Genomic DNA, 17787 nt, shown 5'->3' on the forward strand with positions numbered 1-17787 from the left:
GGAGGAGGGAATCGACGCGGTGGGGGCACCTCCCAGCGGTAGCTGGGGGACGTCGGTGACCGACGACAACGCGGCGAGCGTGCGTGCCAGGCCCCGCCAGCCAGCCGGGACTTTGACGACACGACCTAGACGCCGTCGCGGCGGCGTTCCTCCACCACCGGGATGGCGCCCGCCGCGCGACGGCGCTTGAGGACGCTGGAGTACACGGCGAGGCCGATGGCTCCCGCCGCCATCATGATGAGGCCGACCAGGTCGAGGTCGACGCTGCGCATCTCCCAGTCGGTGGCGAAGGTGAGGATGGCCCCCACCACGATCAGGCCGATGCAGCCGCCCAGGCCACTCATAGGACTCGCCTCCGCATGCCGGGGTCATGGTCGCGTACTGCACGCGGCTACCCCGACCCGGCCCGCGAAAACGCCCCCGGGGAACGGCAGTCGGGCAGACCCGACGCCGCACCGTGCGAGGACGCGGAAAAAGAGGACGCCCCCGGGGACCGGCGGTCCGGCCCCGGGGGCGTTCTCGTACGGCAGTGGTGGCCCTTACGCGGGCACCCAGGCGTAGCAGCCCGAGGAGTTGAACTCCGCCGTGCCGGACGGGATCGTCGCCGTGATCTTGTCGCCCGTCTTGGGCGGGGTCTCGGGGCCCGAGGCCAGGACGGAGCCGTCCTTGCCCTTGGCCTCCCACGTGCAGGTGGTGGCCTGGGTCAGCGCCCGGTACGTGCCCGCCGCGGGCGACTGGCGGGGGCCCTCGGGGAAGCCCTTCTCGGCCGCCGCGAGGATCGGCTTCTGCTCCGGGCACAACAGGGTGATCGCGTCCTTGGCGCCCGGGATCTCCCCGGTGATGACCGCGCCGGTCGCCGCGTCCTTGTCGCGCTTCGCGGTGCGCTCCACGCGCTGGCAGGCCTCCTGGCCGCTCTGCAGGACGGCCGCGGGGTCCATCTTCTCCGGGACGCGCCCGCTCAGGTACTTCTTCTCCTCCGCCGTGAAACTGCCCGTCTTCGGGGTGAGCTTCGCGTCGGGCAGGACGGGGCCCGTCGGCTTCGCGTCGGGCGCGGGCGCCGAGGGCGCCGCGCTGTCCGCGGGGTCGGGGGCGGCCGACGAGGCCGGGGGCTTGGCCTTCGCCTCCGCGCCGGAGTCGGCCTTGCCCCCGCCGGAACTGCAGGCGGTCAGCGTCAGGGCGGCGGTCAGCAGAACAGCAGCCGCTGCGGAGCGTCGGTACATCGGATGGCTCCCGTACTTACTGGGTGGGACAGGAGTGCGGGGCCCGGCCACGCAGACCGGGCCCCGCACGCCGTCAGGCGGTTACTTCGGTTCTCGCTACTTCGCGCCGAAGGTGAGAACCAGCTGCGGGATGCCGTCCGCGGCCGTGGACTCCGAGGACCAGATCCACAGCGGGTCGGTGCCCGTGCTCGTCAGGCCCAGGCTGTAGCTGGTGCCCAGCGCCGCGGAGACCGCGGCGGTGTCCAGCTCGACGTTGTGGACCGCCGAGCCGTCCGGCACGCCCGCGATGGTGCCGAGCGGGGTGGTGCCGAGGGTGGGCTTGGTGTTGAAGGTCGTGCCCGCGCCGCTCCAGGTGCCGGTGACCGGGACCACGGACACGGTGTCGGCGGTGCCGGCGCCCGTCTGGGTGGTGGTCTTGACCTGCAGGGAGGCGGACTTGAGGACCTGGCCGGCCGGCGCGGCCGGGAGGGCGAAGCGCAGGTACGTCTCGTACGCCGAGGTGCCGCGCACCGCGAGCGAGCCGGACGTGCCGTACGCGGTGCTCGGGGCGCCCTGGTTGATGTAGGTGTCCTCGGTCGCGTTGACCTTGGAGACCGTGTCGGTGGCCGCCTTGGCCAGGGTGAAGTGGTTCTTGACCTGGGTCTCGGTGAGCGCCGCCGGGTAGACGGCCGTCTCGTCGATCTGGCCGGCGAAGAAGTTGCTCGTCGGACGGGACGGCCAACCGGTGAGGTTGTCGCCGCCGACGTGCCAGTAGCCCGCGTAGGTCTGCGTGCTGGTGCGGTTCGTCGAGTCCTTCTTCTGGCCGTCGACGTACAGGGTGACGCCGCCGGGGCCCTGGGTGCCGACCACGTGGTGCCACTTGTTGTCGTTGTACGTGTCGAACAGCCCGGTGGAAACCGTGCGGGCCGAGCCGTCGGAGACGCCGAAGAACAGGCGACCGGTGTTGGTCATGTAGATCTGCCGGTCGTACGAGCCGCTGCTGCGGTCGGTGTTGCTGCCGAAACCGATCAGCTTGCCGCCGCGGGTGCTGCTCGTCTTGAACCAGGTCTCCAGGGTGAACGCGGCGCCGACCGTCTGGCGGTGGTCGCTGTAGACCTGCTGGCTGGTGCCGTTGAAGCCCATCGCCGTGCTGGTCCCGGAGACCGCGCCGGGGGTCTGGCGCAGGGCCGGGGCGTTCAGCTGGACGCCGCCGGTGTTGCCGCTGACCGAGGAGTCGGCGACGTACGGGCTGACGGTGTCGTCGTAGCGCCAGTACAGGTTGGCGCCGTCCGCGCGGACCTGGTTCGGGTACGCCTGGACCGAGGCCGGGACCGTCACCGAGACGCTGGCCGACAGGGCGCTGGTGTTGCCCGCCGCGTCGGTCGCGGTCACGCGGTAGGTGTACGACTGGCCCGCCTTGACCGTGGTGTCGACCCAGGAGGCCTGGGGCCGCTCGAACTCCAGGGAGTCCGCGTTCACCGTGGCGGCGGGCGTGGCCGAGCCGTTGCGGTAGATGCGGTAGGTCAGCTTGCTGTCGTCCGCGTCGTAGCTGGTGCGCCAGCGGACCTGCGCCTCGCCGGGCTTGACGCTCGCGGCGCTGACCACCGGGGTGGTCGGGGCGCCGACGTCGCCGGTGGAGGCGAAGCGGGTCAGGGCCTGCTGCGGCTTGCCGTTGATGAGGGTGAACTCACCGCCGACCCACATGTACTTGACGTCGTTCTTCTCCGCGACCGACATGACGCGCGGGCCGATGCCCTCGCCGAGGCCGTCGTTGGCGGTGGGGAACCAGCCGAGCTTGCGCGGGCCGCGCACGAAGCCGTTCACGGGCGCGGGGGCGGCGCCGGTGTGGTCGGTCGGCTGGGCCAGCAGGAAGTGGCGCTTGCCGTCGGGGTACTCCAGCTCGGTGGAGCAGTCGTGCGCGTGCGAGGAGCTGTAGAGCACCCCGTCGTACGGCAGCACGTACTGGGTGGCGCCGAGGCAGCGGTCGCGCCACTTCTCGTTGAAGTCGGTGCTCAGGCCGATGCGGCCGTCGAAGACGCCACCGCCGGAGCCCTCGCTGCCGGTGTAGTAGCCCGTCGCGTCGGCCGAGATGTCCTTGACCACGGAGTTGGACGGGATGCTGGTGTATGTCTTGGTGACGGCGCCCGTGGTGGCGTTCACGACGGCCAGCGCATGCGTGTTGGCACCGTTGACCGAGAAGAAGTCGCCGCCGAGCAGGACGTTCTTGCCGTCGTTGCTGATCTCGATGGCGCGGCCGGGCTCGTCGGCGTTGGCGACGAAGGGCTTGAGGGCGCCGGAGGAGGCGTCGACCGCGGCGAAGCGCTCGCGGGTCTGGCCCTCGACGGCGGCGAAGTCGCCGCCCACGTACACGGTGTCGTCGGTGACGGCGATGGCGCGCACGGTGGCGGGGACGCTCGGGTGGAACGCGGCCTTGGGGGTGCACGTCTCGATGTCGACCGCGGCGAGGCTGGAGACCGGGGTGCCGTTCACGGCACCGAAGTAGCCGCCCGCGTAGAGGGTCTTCTTGTCCTTCGAGACGGCCAGCGTGCGGACCGTCGCGGTGCCGTCCCCGACGGTGAAGGCGAGCTTGCACGAGGTCGGGGCGCCGGTCGCGGCGTCGAGCGCGACGAAGTTCACGGCGTCCTGCTCGGTGCCTGCGGCGCCGTCGGGCGGGCGGACGGCCGAGAAGGTGCCACCGGCGAAGACGGTGCCGTTCGCCTGGGCCATCGCCCACACGATGCCGTTGGGCTGCCACGTCGGCAGGTTGTCGGCGGTGAATGCCACTGGCGCCGTGATGGCGGACGCCTGAGGCATCAGCACGAGGCCTATACCGGTGCCGGCACCGGCCAGTGACAGGACGAGGGCGGCAGTCAGCCCTCTGGATCTACGCATGAGCCCCCCAGGGCAATCGCCCGGTTTGATGGCTGGAACTATCCGAACAGCCATATGTACTGGCGCAGACTAGGGCTCACGTGAGGGCCCGGTCACCTCACTTGACCCATTGCATACCAACTTGGAATACAGGGTTCAGCTTGGAGGGTGCACTACGGACATACAGCAGGTTTGACCCGGTCTCACCCGCAGGGACCTGCGGGGTATGACCGGGACACGGCAAATCGTAGGCGAAATATAGGGCCTCAGCGGTCGATGCGTACCGTCACGCCCGCCAGTTGGTCCTCGACCTGGCGGATGTCGGCGTCGACCATGATCCTGGCCAGTTCGTCCACCAGGACCGTCGGCTTCCAGCCGAGCCGGTCATGGGCCTTGGAGGCGTCGCCGATGAGCGCGTCGACCTCGCTGGGGCGCTCGTACTTGGGGTCGTAGCGCACGTGCTCGTTCCAGTCGAGACCGGCGTGTCCGAACGCGGCCTCGACGAACTCGCGGACGGTCGCGGCCACACCGGTGGCGACCACGTAGTCGGTGGCCTCGTCCTGCTGGAGCATCCGCCACATCGCGTCCACGTACTCCGGGGCGTAGCCCCAGTCGCGGACGGCGTCGAGGTTGCCGAGGTAGAGCTTCTCCTGGAGACCGGCCTTGATGCGGGCGACCGCGCGGGTGATCTTGCGGGTCACGAAGGTCTCGCCGCGGCGCGGGGACTCGTGGTTGAAGAGGATCCCGTTGACGGCGAACATGCCGTAGGCCTCGCGGTAGTTCACCGTGGTCCAGTAGGCGAAGACCTTGGCGGCGCCGTAGGGGCTGCGCGGGTGGAAGGGGGTGCCCTCGTTCTGCGGCGGCGGGGTGGCGCCGAACATCTCGGAGGACGAGGCCTGGTAGATGCGGGTGTCGATACCGCTGGCCCGGATCGCCTCCAGCAGGCGCAGCGCGCCGAGGCCGGTCACGTCGCCCGTGTAGAGGGGCGCGTCGAAGGAGACGCGGACGTGGGACTGCGCGCCGAGGTTGTAGACCTCGTCGGGGCGTATGTCGCGGAGCAGGTTCACCAGGGCGACGCCGTCGGAGAGGTCGGCGTGGTGCAGGACGAAGGACCGGTTGGCGGTCTGCGGGTCCTGGTAGATGTGGTCGATCCGCTCCGTGTTGAAGCTGGAGGACCGCCGCACCAGACCGTGCACCGTGTAGCCCTTGGAGAGCAGGAGCTCGGCGAGGTACGAGCCGTCCTGCCCGGTGACGCCGGTGATCAGTGCGGTCTTGCCCATGGGGTCCCCCTGGTGGTGGTTGCTGTTCGTTGTATCGAGCGGGCTGCACCCCCGGCAGCGCCCGGTCCCCCGGGGCGCGTGCCCGGGGACTGGATGCGTACCGTACACGCCCGGTCCGGCCGTCTTTGCGGCGGATTCCGCGGGTGCGCCGGGCGGGGCGGGGCCAGGACTCCCCCGGGCGGGGCAGCGGGGTCCGGACCGGACGGGTACGGACTGCTGCCACCTCCTGCGGAGCGGACTGGCATCATCGGCGGTATGACAAGTTCGCTGCCGCTGCTGCCCCCGAACGCCCGCGTCTTCGTCGCGGGCCACCGCGGCCTCGTGGGGTCCGCGGTCGCCCGCCGGCTCACCGCGGACGGCCACGAGGTGCTCACCCGGGGCCGCGCCGACCTCGATCTGCGCGACGCCGCCGCGACCGAGGCGTACCTCAGGGACGTCCGCCCGGACGCCGTCGTGCTGGCCGCCGCCAAGGTCGGCGGAATCATGGCCAACAGCACGTACCCGGTGCAGTTCCTGGAGGACAACCTCAAGATCCAGCTCAGCGTCATCGCCGGTGCGCACACCGCCGGTGTCGGCCGGCTGCTGTTCCTCGGCTCGTCCTGCATCTACCCGAAGCTGGCTCCGCAGCCGATCAGCGAGGACGCCCTGCTGACCGGCCCGCTGGAGCCGACCAACGAGGCCTACGCGCTCGCGAAGATCGCAGGCATCGTCCAGGTCCAGTCGTACCGCAAGCAGTACGGGGCCTCGTACATCTCGGCGATGCCGACGAACCTGTACGGCCCGGGCGACAACTTCGACCTGGAGTCCTCGCACGTCCTGCCCGCCCTCATCCGGCGCTTCCACGAGGCGGCCGCCGACGGGCGCGAGGAGGTCACCCTGTGGGGCAGCGGCACCCCGCGCCGGGAGTTCCTGCACGTGGACGACCTCGCCGCGGCCTGCGTGGTGCTGCTCGGCAGCTACGACGGCGACGAGCCCGTCAACATCGGCTGCGGCGAGGACCTGACGATCAGGGAGCTGGCCGAGACCGTCGCCGAGGTGACCGGCTTCCGGGGCAGGCTCGCCTGGGACACGTCCAAGCCGGACGGGACCCCGCGCAAGCTGCTCGACGTCGGCCGGCTGACCGCCCTCGGCTGGAAGCCCGGAATCCCGCTGCGGGACGGCATCGCCGCCACCTACCGGTGGTGGCGCGAGCAGAACGGCTGATCCCAAACCCGGAGCCTCTCAGTACGCTCCGCGACCGTCGACGACGGCGCGGAGCGTGCGGCCCATCACGTCGACGTCACTGGTGAAGGACCAGTTGTCGACGTACTGCAGATCGAGCTGGATCGTTTCGTCCCAGGACAGGTCGGACCGTCCGCTGATCTGCCACAGCCCCGTCATGCCCGGCCGCACGGTGAGCCGGCGCAGTTCGACCTCGTCGTACTCCGCCACCTCCTCCGGCAGCGGCGGGCGCGGGCCGACCAGCGACATGTGTCCGGTCAGGACGTTGATCAGCTGCGGCAGTTCGTCCATCGAGGTGCGGCGCAGCAGCCGGCCCACCCGGGTCACCCGGGGGTCGCGGCGCATCTTGAACATCAGGCCGTCGTGCTCGTTGGCCCCGGCCAGCTCGGCCTTGCGCACGTCGGCGTCCACCACCATGGTGCGGAACTTCCACATGACGAACGGGATCCCGTCGCGGCCGATGCGCCGCTGCCGGTAGAAGGCCGGGCCGCGCGAGCCGAGCCGTATCGCCAGGACGATCCCGAGGAAGACCGGGGAGAGCAGCAGCAGCCCGGCCGCCGCGCCCACGCGGTCCAGGGCCGACTTGAGCAGGGTCTGCACGCCCCGGCCGAGTGGCGGTACGACGCGCAGCACGGCGAGTCCGCCCGCGGACAGGGTCTCCAGCCGCTTGACGGATACCTCCACCAGTCCGGGGAAGACGGCCAGTTCCAGCCCGGCGTCGTGCAGGGCCCAGGCCACACGGCGCAGCCGCTCCCCGGAGAACCGCGCGCCGGGGGCCACCAGGACCAGGTCGGCGTGCTGGCTGCGGACGGCGCCGAGCACGGCCGCGGCGTCGCCGCCCCGCGCCGACGGCACCGCCGCGTCGAGCCGGGCCGCCACGGGCACTCCGCTGGCGAGGGATCCGTCGCCGACCGGAACCACGCCGACGACCACGTACGGATGGTCGGTGCGCGCGGCGAGGTGGGCGATGACGTCCTCGGCCGCGTCGGCCTCCCCTATCACCAGGACCCGGCTGACGGCGTGGGCCTCGCGGCGGGCGGCCGTGAGGTGGCGGTAGGTCAGCTTGTGGCAGGCGACGGTGATCAGCAGGGCGGGCAGCAGGGCACCGAGGGCGGAGAGCCGGGGGGTGTCCTCCTCGGTCACCACGCGGGCCACCGCGAGCACACCGATCAGAATCAGCCAGTCGTGTACGACGGGCAGCACTCCACGGGATTCTCCGAGCGCCCGGGCCGCGTACCGCCGGCGCAGCAGTTGCACGCCGGTCCACGCCAGCGCGGCGCCGAGGGCGCAGTAGAGGGGCCGGACCTGCTGGGCGGCCGCGAAGACGAGCCCTACGGGAACGGCGGCGCCGAGGAAGTCGGCGGTGACGGCGGCGGGCAGGTACCAACGGGCCTTGTCACCGAGGCGCCGTGCGGGCAGGAAGGACGCCCGGGCCGTACCGGCCACACTTTGCGCAGGAAAATGGACATGCCTCATGGGCCCCCCTGGCACGTGGTCTATGACAGCGGCGACTGTCCACGGCTTCCCCTGGCAGTGAACATCTGTCGCACCGGGAAACAGTACGACAAACACCCGTTCGCCAGATGCCGTTTGGGGCATCACGACCTCTTGTTGCTCAAGTGTTAGCAACCGGTATCAGGCGTTCCGAATGCCGGACGCCTCTCTCGCACGCAAAGGTGAATGGTTCGCATACCGGATACGTCTGATCGGACAACGAACTGTTTCCGGCCAACCTTTTGACACGCTCCTGACATCATGGCCGGCAGGTGGCACTCTTCGACCGTTCATCGCACCAGCCCTGATCTGCCCGGAGGCCCACCCAGCCGTCCGGAACCCCCCTTGCAGAAGGAGTCTGCGTTGAGAGCCACCCCCCAGAGGCGTGCCACCGCGGCCGGCGCGCTCGTTGCCGCGGCAGCCCTGCTCGCCGTAGGCATACAGACCGGCACCGCGACCGCCGACGCCACCGCGTCGCAGGCCCGCCAGGCCGTCCAGTCCAACCCGGGCGCGGCCAACCGCGCACTCAGCGCTTCGGAGCGTGCGACGCTCCTCGCCGAGGCCAACTCGACCACCGCGCAGGCCGCCAAGGCGCTCGGCCTCGGCGGTGGCGAGAAGCTCGTCGTCCGCGACGTGGTCAAGGACGCCGACGGCACCACGCACACCACGTACGAACGCACCTACAACGGCCTCCCGGTGCTCGGCGGTGACCTCACCGTCCACGCCAAGGACGGCGTCACCAAGAGCGTGACCAAGGCGACCAACCACGAGATCAAGGTCGCGGACACCGACGCCACGGTCACCCCGTCGGCCGCCGAGGGCCAGGCGGTCGCCGCCGCCAACGCCGCGGGTTCCAAGGAGGCCAAGGCCTCCAAGGGCGCCCGCAAGGTGATCTGGGCGGCCGAGGGCGCGCCCGTCCTCGCCTTCGAGACCGTCGTCGGCGGCCTCCAGGACGACGGCACCCCGAGCGAGCTGCACGTGGTGACGAACGCCAAGACCGGCGCGAAGATCACCGAGTGGCAGGCCATCGAGACGGGCACCGGCAACACGCAGTACAGCGGCCAGGTGACCCTCGGTACGTCCCAGTCGGGCAGCAACTACACGCTGACCGACGCCGGACGGGGCAGCCACAAGACGTACAACCTCAACCACGGCTCCTCCGGCACCGGCACCCTCTTCACCGGCACGGACGACATCTGGGGCAACGGCCTGGCCTCCAACCTGGAGACCGCCGGCGCGGACGCCCACTACGGCGCCCAGGTCACGTGGGACTACTACAAGAACGTGCACGGCCGCAACGGCCTGCGCAACGACGGCGTGGCCCCGTACAGCCGGGTCCACTACGGCAACGCGTACGTCAACGCGTTCTGGGACGACTCCTGCTTCTGCATGACCTACGGCGACGGCGAGGGCAACAACAAGCCGCTCACCTCGACCGACGTGGCCGCGCACGAGATGACCCACGGTCTGACCTCGGTCACCGGCAACATGACCTACAGCGGTGAGCCCGGCGGTCTGAACGAGGCCACCTCCGACATCATGGCGGCGGCGGTCGAGTTCTACGCCAACAACCCGCAGGACGTCGGCGACTACCTCGTCGGCGAGAAGATCGACATCAACGGCGACGGTACCCCGCTGCGCTACATGGACAAGCCGAGCAAGGACGGCGGCTCCAAGGACTCGTGGTACTCGGGCATCGGATCCATCGACGTCCACTACTCCTCGGGCCCGGCCAACCACTGGTACTACCTGGCCTCCGAGGGCTCGGGCGCCAAGGTCATCAACGGGGTGAGCTACAACTCGCCGACCGCCGACGGCCTCCCGGTCACCGCGATCGGCCGCGACGCCGCCTCGAAGATCTGGTTCCGCGCGCTGACGACCGGTCTGTTCAAGTCGAACACCAACTACGCGGCCGCCCGTACGGCCACCCTGCAGGCCGCTGCCGACCTGTACGGTGCCGGCTCGGCCACGTACAACAACGTCGCGCACGCCTGGGCCGGCATCGGCGTCGGCGCCCGCCCCCAGGTCGGCGTCTCCGTCACCAACCCGGGCAACCAGACGACCGTCACCGGCAGCGCAGTCAGCCTGCAGATCCAGGCCACCAGCAGCAACGCCGGTGCGCTGAGCTACTCGGCGACCGGTCTGCCGGCCGGCCTGTCGATCAACTCCTCCACCGGCCTGATCTCGGGTACCGCCACCACCGCGGGCACGTCCAACGTGACCGTCACGGTGCGGGACTCGGCGAACCAGACCGGTACGGCGGCCTTCACCTGGACGGTCGGCACCACGCAGCCGAACGTCTTCGAGAACACCACCGACTACCAGATCGCGGACAACTCCACGGTCGACTCGCCGATCACCGTGAACCGCACGGGCAACGCCCCGAGCACCCTCAAGGTGGACGTGAACATCGTCCACACCTACCGCGGTGACCTCCAGATCGACCTGATCGCCCCCGACGGCACGGCGTACCGGCTGAAGAACACCTCCAGCTCGGACTCCGCGGACAACGTCATCGCCTCCTACACCGTGAACGCCTCCTCCGAGGTCGCGCAGGGTGTCTGGAAGCTGCGGGTGAAGGACGTGTACGCGGCCGACACCGGCTACATCAACAGCTGGAAGCTCACGTTCTGACCCACCGGGGCCACGTGAGAAGAAGCTGACCAGATAGACCACGGGGCCGCCCGGCAGAAGACCTCCCCGGGCGGCCCTGTTCCATGAGCAAGGGCGGGTGGAGCCTGCCGGCCGCACGCTCGCGTCCGCCCCGCTCCCCCGGGATGACGGAGGCCCGGCGCCCCCGCGCCGGGGTGCCGGGCCCTCGTCGGCCGGGGAGCTGCCGGGTCAGCCGATGGAGTGGAAGAGCTGGTCGAGGAGGTCCTCTGCGCTCTCGCTGTCCTCCCAGTCGTCGCGCGCCTGGTCTTCACGGGCCTGGTCGTCGCGGGCCTGGTCCTCAGGCGCCTGGTCCTCGCGGGCGTTCCCGTCGCCCTTGCCCGTCTGCTCCCCTTCGACCGGCTTGAAGAAGACCGAGACGACCTCCACGTCCTGCGTCCGCTGACCGGGCTCGAGGACCCGCGCCGCCTTGCCGTCGCAGGTCCGGTTGTCGAAGAGGACGGCCAGCGACTCCGTCTCGTTGCTCACCTCGACGGCGGGCTCGGCGTCGGAGGTGCGGGTCAGCACGTAGCAGGTGTCGTTCTCCGCGGGCCGGAGCTGCGCGCTGCGCGCGTCGCCCTCGTCGTCGACGAACCGGTAGTGCAGCGTGCCGAGGTCGCTGCTGCTGTGGTCGTCGGCCAATGACTGGCCGGCGGTGGGCAGAATGAGCGCAAGGGCGCCGGCGAAGACGACGGCGGTGGTGCGAAGACGCATGGGAAGTCCGTTTCTCGGGGTCCTCGGATACCGGGTCCGGTGGCATCCGCGGGCAACCGTAGGAGCGGACGGGGATGGCGAAACGATTCGGCGTGCGCAGCGCGTTCGAAGGTTCACCCGTGAGGTACCGGGTCACCCGCCTTATGGCGGGATGCAGTTACCGCCGGGCCGCCGGTGTCCCTGCCGCCGGGACCGCCTGCCCCGGGACCGCTGCGGGGGCGCCCGTACCCCGGCGCGGACCGGTGCGGACCAGCAGGAACACCGCAAGGGCGCCCGCCAGGCCCATCGCCGCCGAGACCAGGAACGTCTCGCGGAGCCCGCTCGCGAAGGCCGCGTCCACCAGTGTGCTCAGGGTCTCGCGCGCCGCTCCCGCCGGAGCCTCGGCGAGCAGCCGTCCGGCCCCGCCGGAGGCCAGCGGCTCCGACAGCTCCCGGCCGCCGTCGCCCAGGCCACCGCGGAGTCCGGCGTGGAAGACCGCGCCGAGTACGGCGATCCCGAGGGCCGTGCCCAGTTGGCGCGCGGTGTTCAGGGCTCCGCCGGCCATGCCCGCCCGGGCCGGGGCCACAGCCTCCATCGCGGTCGCGGCCAGCGCAGGCGTCGCGGCGCCCACGCCCAGGCCGGTCACCAGCAGCCCCGGGACGATGGCCGGCCAGCCGTCACCGGCGTCCAGCATCCAGGCCTGGAGCAGCGCGCCCACGCCGATCAACAGGAGCCCGCCGCCGATGGTCAGCCGCGCCGGCATGGCGTGCAGCAGCCGCCCGGCCAGCGCCGAGAGGAAGAACGCGGCCGCGCTCATCGGCACGAGAGCCAGACCCGCGCCGACCGGGCCCATCCCCTCGGCGGACTGCAGCCAGAGGGAGACGTACATCAGGTACGAGAAGGCGGCGCCCGACAGCAGCAGCCCGGCGGCCATGACCGCGACGAAGGTGCGGCTGCGGAAGAGCGAGAGATCCAGCATCGGGCGGGAGCTGCGCAGTTCGACGAGGACGAAGGCGGCGAAGGCGGCGGCGCCGAGACCGAGGAGGCCCAGCGTGGTGGGCGAGCTCCACCCGTTCTCGCCGACGCGGATCATCGCGTACGTGACGGCCCCGGCGCCCGTGGTGAAGGCGGCCATGCCCGGCAGGTCGAGGCCCCTGGCGTGCGGGTCACGCGACTCGGCGACGGCCTTGAGGGTCACGTACACGGCCAGCGCGCAGACCGGCAGGTTGATGAAGAAGATCCAGCGCCAGCCGAAGTGGTCGGTGAGCAGCCCGCCGATGATCGGACCGGCCGCGGCGGCGGCGCCGTTGACCGCGCCCCAGACGCCGAAGGCGATCCCGCGGTCGCGGCCCTGGTAGGCGCCGCTGAGCAGGGCCATGGTGGTGGCGAACATGGCGGCCCCGCCGACGCCCTGGACCGCGCGGAAGGCGATCAGCTCCCCCGGGCCGGTGGCCAGCCCGCAGGCGAGCGAAGCCGCGGCGAAGAGCGCGAGCCCCCCGAGGTAGACGCGGCGCCGGCCGATCCGGTCGGCGAGCGAGCCGGCGCCGAGCAGCAGGGCCGCCAGCGCCAGCGCGTAGACGTCCATGACCCACTGGAGTCCGGCGAAGTCGGTGCGCATGTCGGCGGCCATGCCGGGCAGGGCGACGGTCACGATCGTGACGTCGACCAGGAGCATGAAGGCCCCGAGGCTCACTGCCGTCAGCGGCAGCCATTTACGCATGGGAGTTCTCCTGGGGTGTGTGAGGGGACGAGGGGGCGGGCCCGGGACGGGAGTCCGGGCCGGGCCGGATGCCGACGCCCCAAGCTCCCAGCCCCCGGCCCCGTTCCCCACCCAGGGGCTCCTTCCTGCCGGATTTCCCCTGCCCGAGCCCCTGTCATGATGGAAACCATGCAGCAGAGCACGCACGAGACCGTGGAGCTGGACCCCCTCGACCGCGCCCTGATCCAGGCCCTGGTGATCGACGGCCGGGCCGCCTTCAGCCGTCTCGCCGAGGTGCTGGAGGTCTCCGACCAGACCGTGGTTCGCCGCTACCGGCGGCTGCGGACCACCGGCCTGATCCGGGTCGTAGGACTCCCGGTGGGCAGCCGCGTCGGGCTGTTCGAGTCCTGGCTGCGGGTGCAGTGCGCCCCCGACGCGGCGCTCCCGGTGGCCGAGGCCCTCGCGCGCCGCCCGGACATCGCATGGGTGACCCTGAACTCGGGCGGTACGGAGATCCACTGCATGACGCGGGCCCGTACCCGCAAGGACCGGGACACGCTGCTGCTGGAGAAGCTGCCGCGCACCCGCCGGGTGACCGGCATCAGCGCCCACACCATCCTGCGCAAGTTCTTCGGCGGAGCCGACTCCTGGACGGGTCTGGACGAGCTGCGCCCCGACCAGATCGCGGCACTGGAACCGCCACCGGTGGAGCCGGGGCCGGAGCGGGACACCCCGTACACCCTGGACGCGACGGAGTTCGCGCTGCTCTCGGTGCTGGGCCGGGACGGCCGCGCCGGGTATCCGGAACTGGCCCGCGCCACCGGCCTGTCCGAGTCCACCGCCCGCCGGCGGCTGGACCGGCTGCGCGAGCTCGGGGCGGTCTTCTTCGACGTGGAGTTCGTCCCGGCACACCTCGGCTACGAGGCTGAGGCGACGCTGGTGCTGACCGTCCCGCCGGCCCGGATCGCGGAGGTGGGGGCAGCTCTGGCGAGCCACCGCGAGGTGGCCTTCGCGGCGGCAGTGACGGGGGCGGCCGCTCTGATGGCCGTGGCCGTGTGCCGGGACACCGACGCGCTCTACACCTACCTGACCGAGCGGATCGGCTCGGTGGACGGCGTGGGCCAGGTGGAGCTCATCCCGACCCTGCGCAGCGTCAAGCGGGCCGGGATGCTCGTGGAGGACGGGCGGCTGGTGGACCCGCCGCCCGCCCCCTGAAGCCGTTCTTCGACGGCACGGACTACCGCAGGAGTACGCCGCCTCCCGCGTCCGTGTCCACCGGGGCGGCGACCAGGCCCAGTTCGGCCGGGTTCGCCAGCAGCGGATGCGCCGGCAGGATGCGCACCGTGTAGCCGAAGGGCCCCGTGCGTTCGAGGGCGAGCGGGCCCTCGTACACCCAGCGGCCCTCCAGGTCGGGCCCGGCGGCCGGCTTGAGCGGGAAGCTCCGCCCGTCCCGGATGACGTCCTGCGGGTCCACCCGCCCGGCGAAGGCCTGCACCTCCACGTCCTCGGGCGCGAGCGTGTCCAGCGACACCTGCACGCGCAGGGTCAGGGTGGCCCCGAGCTCGGCGGTGCCGTTGACCGGGGCCGCGGCGAGGGCTTCGACGTGCTCGACGGCGACCCGCGGCCACGCCGCCCGGGCCCGCCCCTTCCACCAGGCGAGGTCCCGTGCCGCCTCGGGAGTGAGGGCGCGGTGGGCGAGCGCGGCCGGCGTGTACAGCCGCTCCACGTACTCCCGCACCATCCGCCCCGCCAGCACCTTCGGCCCCAGCGAGACCAGCGTGCGCCGGACCATCTCGATCCATCGCACCGGGAGCCCGGTGCGTCCGACCCGGTCGTAGAAACGGGGCGCGACCCGGCTCTCGATCAGCTCGTAGAGCGCGTTCGCCTCCAGGTGGTCCCGGCGGTCCTCGTCCGCGCCGAGCCCGTCGGCGGTCGGGATGGCCCAGCCGAAGTCGGGCTCGAACCACTCGTCCCACCACCCGTCCAGCACGGACAGGTTGAGGCAGCCGTTGAGCGCGGCCTTCATCCCGCTGGTCCCGCACGCCTCCAGCGGCCGCAGCGGGTTGTTCAGCCAGACGTCGCAGCCCGGGTAGAGCTTCTGCGCCATGGCCATGCCGTAGTCGGGCAGGAAGACGATCCGGTGCCGCACCCGCGGGTCGTCCGCGAACCGCACCAGCTCCTGCACGAGCCGCTTCCCGCCGTCGTCGGCCGGATGCGCCTTGCCAGCGACCACGATCTGCACCGGCCGGTCCGGGTCCAGCAGCAGCCTGCGCAGCCGGTCCGGGTCGCGCAGCATCAGGGTCAGACGCTTGTACGAGGGCACGCGCCGGGCGAAGCCGATGGTGAGCACGTCCGGGTCCAGTACGGAGTCCACCCAGCCCAGTTCGGCGTCGGCGGCCCCGCGCTGGCGCCACGAGGCCCGCAGCCGGTCCCGTACCTCCTGCACCAGCTGCTCGCGCAGCACCCGCCGCAGGTCCCAGACGTCCTGGTCGGGGATGTCGGCCACCGCGTCCCAGCGCGGGGAGCCGCCGACCGACAGGGCGTCCTCGGTGCGGCCGGCGCCGATCTGGCGGGCGCCGAGCCGTACCACCTCGGGGGCCACCCAGGTCGGGGCGTGCACCCCGTTGGTCACGGAGGTGATGGGCACGTCGGACGGGTCGAAGCCCGGCCACAGGCCGGCGAACATCTCCCTGCTGACCGCGCCGTGCAGGGTGGAGACGCCGTTGGCGCGCTGGGCCAGGCGCAGCCCCATGACGGCCATGTTGAACAGGCCCGGGTCGCCCCCGGGATAGGACTCGGCGCCGAGCTCCAGGATCCGGTCGACCGGTACGCCGGCCAGCTCCCCGCCGTCCCCGAAGTGCCGGGCGACAAGGGCCTGCTCGAAGCGGTCGATGCCGGCCGGGACGGGGGTGTGCGTGGTGAACACGGTCCCGGCGCGCACCGCCTCGACGGCGGCGTCGAAGTCGAGTCCCCGCTCCCTCTCCAGTTCCCTTATGCGCTCCAGCCCCAGGAACCCAGCGTGCCCCTCGTTGGTGTGGAACACCTCGGGGTCGGGGTGGCCGGTGATCCGGCAGTACGTGCGCACTGCACGCACCCCGCCGATGCCGAGCAGCATCTCCTGGAGCAGCCGGTGGTCGCTGCCGCCGCCGTAGAGCCGGTCGGTCACCTCGCGGGCAGCGGCGTCGTTGTCCTCGACGTCGGAGTCCAGGAGCAGCAGGGGCACACGGCCGACGCGGGCCTGCCAGATGTGTGCGTGCAGGGCCCGGCCGCCGGGGAGGGTGAGCGAGATCCGGGCCGGGGAGCCGTCGTCCTCGCGGAGCAGGGCGAGCGGGAGTTCGTTGGGGTCGAGTACGGGGTAGTGCTCCTGCTGCCAGCCGTCGCGGGAGAGCGACTGCCGGAAGTACCCGTGCCGGTAGAGCAGTCCGACGCCGATGAGCGGGACGCCGAGGTCGCTGGCGGCTTTGAGGTGGTCCCCGGCGAGGATGCCGAGGCCGCCGGAGTACTGGGGCAGGGCGGCGGTGATGCCGAACTCGGGGGAGAAGTAGGCGATGGCGGCGGGCAGTTCCGGGCCGTTCTCCTGGCTCTGGTACCACCTCCCGCCGTTCACGTAGTCATCGAGGTCGGCGGCGGCGACGGCGAGCCGCCGCAGGAAGCGGCGGTCGCCCGCCAGCTCCGCGAGCCGGGCGGCGGAGACGGCTCCGAGCAGCCGGACGGGATCGCCCCCGGCGGCCTGCCAGCCCTCGGGGTCGACGGATTGGAAGAGTTCGCGGGTCTCCGCATGCCATGACCAGCGCAGGTTGCGCGCGAGGCCGGTGAGCGGCAGCAGGGTCTCCGGGAGGACGGGGCGCACGGTGAATCGACGGATAGCCTTCACGTGTTCCACCTTCGCAGGGGATTACGGATCGGAGCGGCCGCACCACGCTGTGCATCCGCGCATCACCCCCGGAAGGCTAGCGCCGCCCCGCCGCCCGGGCCATGCCGCCTCGGGTTCGCGGTCGGCCCGGGCGGACGGCGAAACGTATCTCCCGCGACTGCGCGACCGGGTCGCCGGCCACCCCTGGCACGTGCTCGCCGGGTCGCGCGGCGATCCGCCCGCACACCCGCCCCCTGCGCCACGCAGGTGCACGGCTCGGCGAGACCGCCGTCCCACTCCGTGAGATTGACTGCCTTCCTTGCCGGCCGCCCCCGGACTCCTGATCGCACGGGGCGGCCAACTCCGGCGGTCCCACGTGCCGGTACGCCCGCGCTCCGGCGGCGACGATTCACCCCTGTCCTCCCGGTTCGTCCCTGTGGCCCGACGAGCCTCGCGTGACCCCTGGGAGCGGTGAGACGCCCGTGGCGTGTCACTACATCAGGTAGTCCTGGCCGACTTGACGGAGCCCCGGCGGATGTCGACCCGGGGCTTGGTATCGGGCGCGCCACTACGTACGAGTAGTTAACCAAGCGCGCGGATTGGGCGGGAAAAGAGTGGGAAGGGCTCACCGGGTACACGTCGTACACGCACGGCGCACCCGCCCCCAACCTCTCCCCGCCACCCGAGTGAACGCGGACAGGAGCGGCCATGCCCGCAGCCCAGCCGTCCACCGAGCGGCTAGAAACAGAGCGAACAGAGCGTGCACTACCAGCCGTGATACCGGCTGGCCTGTTGTCACCGAGCCCTGCGAACTGCCCCCAGGTGAGC

At 71.7% G+C, this 17787-nt stretch carries 11 protein-coding genes; 3 read left to right on the forward strand and 8 right to left on the reverse strand.

Going from position 1 to position 17787, the window contains the following annotated elements:
- Nucleotides 1–125: 125 nt before the first annotated feature.
- The 4 genes from AB0D48_RS28255 to gmd all read right to left on the reverse strand — a co-directional run bounded on the left by AB0D48_RS28255 (nucleotide 126) and on the right by gmd (nucleotide 5350).
- Nucleotides 126–344 (reverse strand): DUF6458 family protein, encoded by a 219-nt coding sequence (locus tag AB0D48_RS28255; protein ID WP_362402837.1) that lies wholly within the window; start codon nucleotides 342–344, stop codon nucleotides 126–128.
- Between the two features lie 195 nt (nucleotides 345–539).
- Nucleotides 540–1220, reverse strand: a complete 681-nt coding sequence (locus tag AB0D48_RS28260) for a hypothetical protein (protein WP_362402840.1) — start codon at nucleotides 1218–1220, stop codon at nucleotides 540–542.
- Between the two features lie 96 nt (nucleotides 1221–1316).
- Nucleotides 1317–4091: a LamG-like jellyroll fold domain-containing protein gene (locus AB0D48_RS28265; RefSeq protein WP_362402843.1), complete on the reverse strand. Its 2775-nt coding sequence runs from the start codon at nucleotides 4089–4091 to the stop codon at nucleotides 1317–1319.
- 245 nt (nucleotides 4092–4336) lie between these two features.
- Nucleotides 4337–5350, reverse strand: a complete 1014-nt coding sequence (gene gmd, locus AB0D48_RS28270; RefSeq protein WP_362402846.1) for a GDP-mannose 4,6-dehydratase — start codon at nucleotides 5348–5350, stop codon at nucleotides 4337–4339.
- A 255-nt stretch (nucleotides 5351–5605) separates the two neighbouring features.
- On the opposite strand from gmd, the gene AB0D48_RS28275 reads away from it, so the two are divergent.
- On the forward strand, nucleotides 5606–6553 hold the full coding sequence (locus AB0D48_RS28275; protein WP_362402849.1) for a GDP-L-fucose synthase: 948 nt from the start codon (nucleotides 5606–5608) through the stop codon (nucleotides 6551–6553).
- Nucleotides 6554–6571: 18 nt separating this feature from the next.
- Here AB0D48_RS28275 and AB0D48_RS28280 read toward each other — a convergent pair whose 3' ends face one another.
- Nucleotides 6572–8047, reverse strand: a complete 1476-nt coding sequence (locus AB0D48_RS28280) for a sugar transferase (RefSeq protein ID WP_362402852.1) — start codon at nucleotides 8045–8047, stop codon at nucleotides 6572–6574.
- Between the two features lie 381 nt (nucleotides 8048–8428).
- Between AB0D48_RS28280 and AB0D48_RS28285 the strand changes: the two genes are divergently transcribed.
- A complete protein-coding gene (locus AB0D48_RS28285) occupies nucleotides 8429–10699 on the forward strand; it encodes a M4 family metallopeptidase (RefSeq protein WP_362402855.1) in 2271 nt (756 codons plus the stop codon).
- Nucleotides 10700–10906: 207 nt separating this feature from the next.
- Here the strand turns inward: AB0D48_RS28285 and AB0D48_RS28290 are convergent, their stop codons facing one another.
- Nucleotides 10907–11428 carry a hypothetical protein gene (locus AB0D48_RS28290; protein WP_362402858.1) on the reverse strand — a complete coding sequence of 174 codons (522 nt, stop codon included), beginning with the start codon at nucleotides 11426–11428 and terminating at the stop codon, nucleotides 10907–10909.
- Nucleotides 11429–11585: 157 nt separating this feature from the next.
- Nucleotides 11586–13127: an MFS transporter gene (locus AB0D48_RS28295; RefSeq protein WP_362402861.1), complete on the reverse strand. Its 1542-nt coding sequence runs from the start codon at nucleotides 13125–13127 to the stop codon at nucleotides 11586–11588.
- 168 nt (nucleotides 13128–13295) lie between these two features.
- Between AB0D48_RS28295 and AB0D48_RS28300 the strand changes: the two genes are divergently transcribed.
- Nucleotides 13296–14321: an Lrp/AsnC family transcriptional regulator gene (locus tag AB0D48_RS28300; protein ID WP_362402864.1), complete on the forward strand. Its 1026-nt coding sequence runs from the start codon at nucleotides 13296–13298 to the stop codon at nucleotides 14319–14321.
- Nucleotides 14322–14343: 22 nt separating this feature from the next.
- On the opposite strand, the gene glgP is transcribed toward AB0D48_RS28300, so the two are convergent.
- Nucleotides 14344–16980, reverse strand: coding sequence for an alpha-glucan family phosphorylase (gene glgP, locus AB0D48_RS28305; RefSeq protein ID WP_362402867.1), 2637 nt, complete (start codon nucleotides 16978–16980; stop codon nucleotides 14344–14346).
- Between the last annotated feature and the right edge of the window lie 807 nt (nucleotides 16981–17787).

This window comes from Streptomyces sp. NPDC048269 (genome assembly GCF_040652395.1).
Classification (GTDB): domain Bacteria; phylum Actinomycetota; class Actinomycetes; order Streptomycetales; family Streptomycetaceae; genus Streptomyces.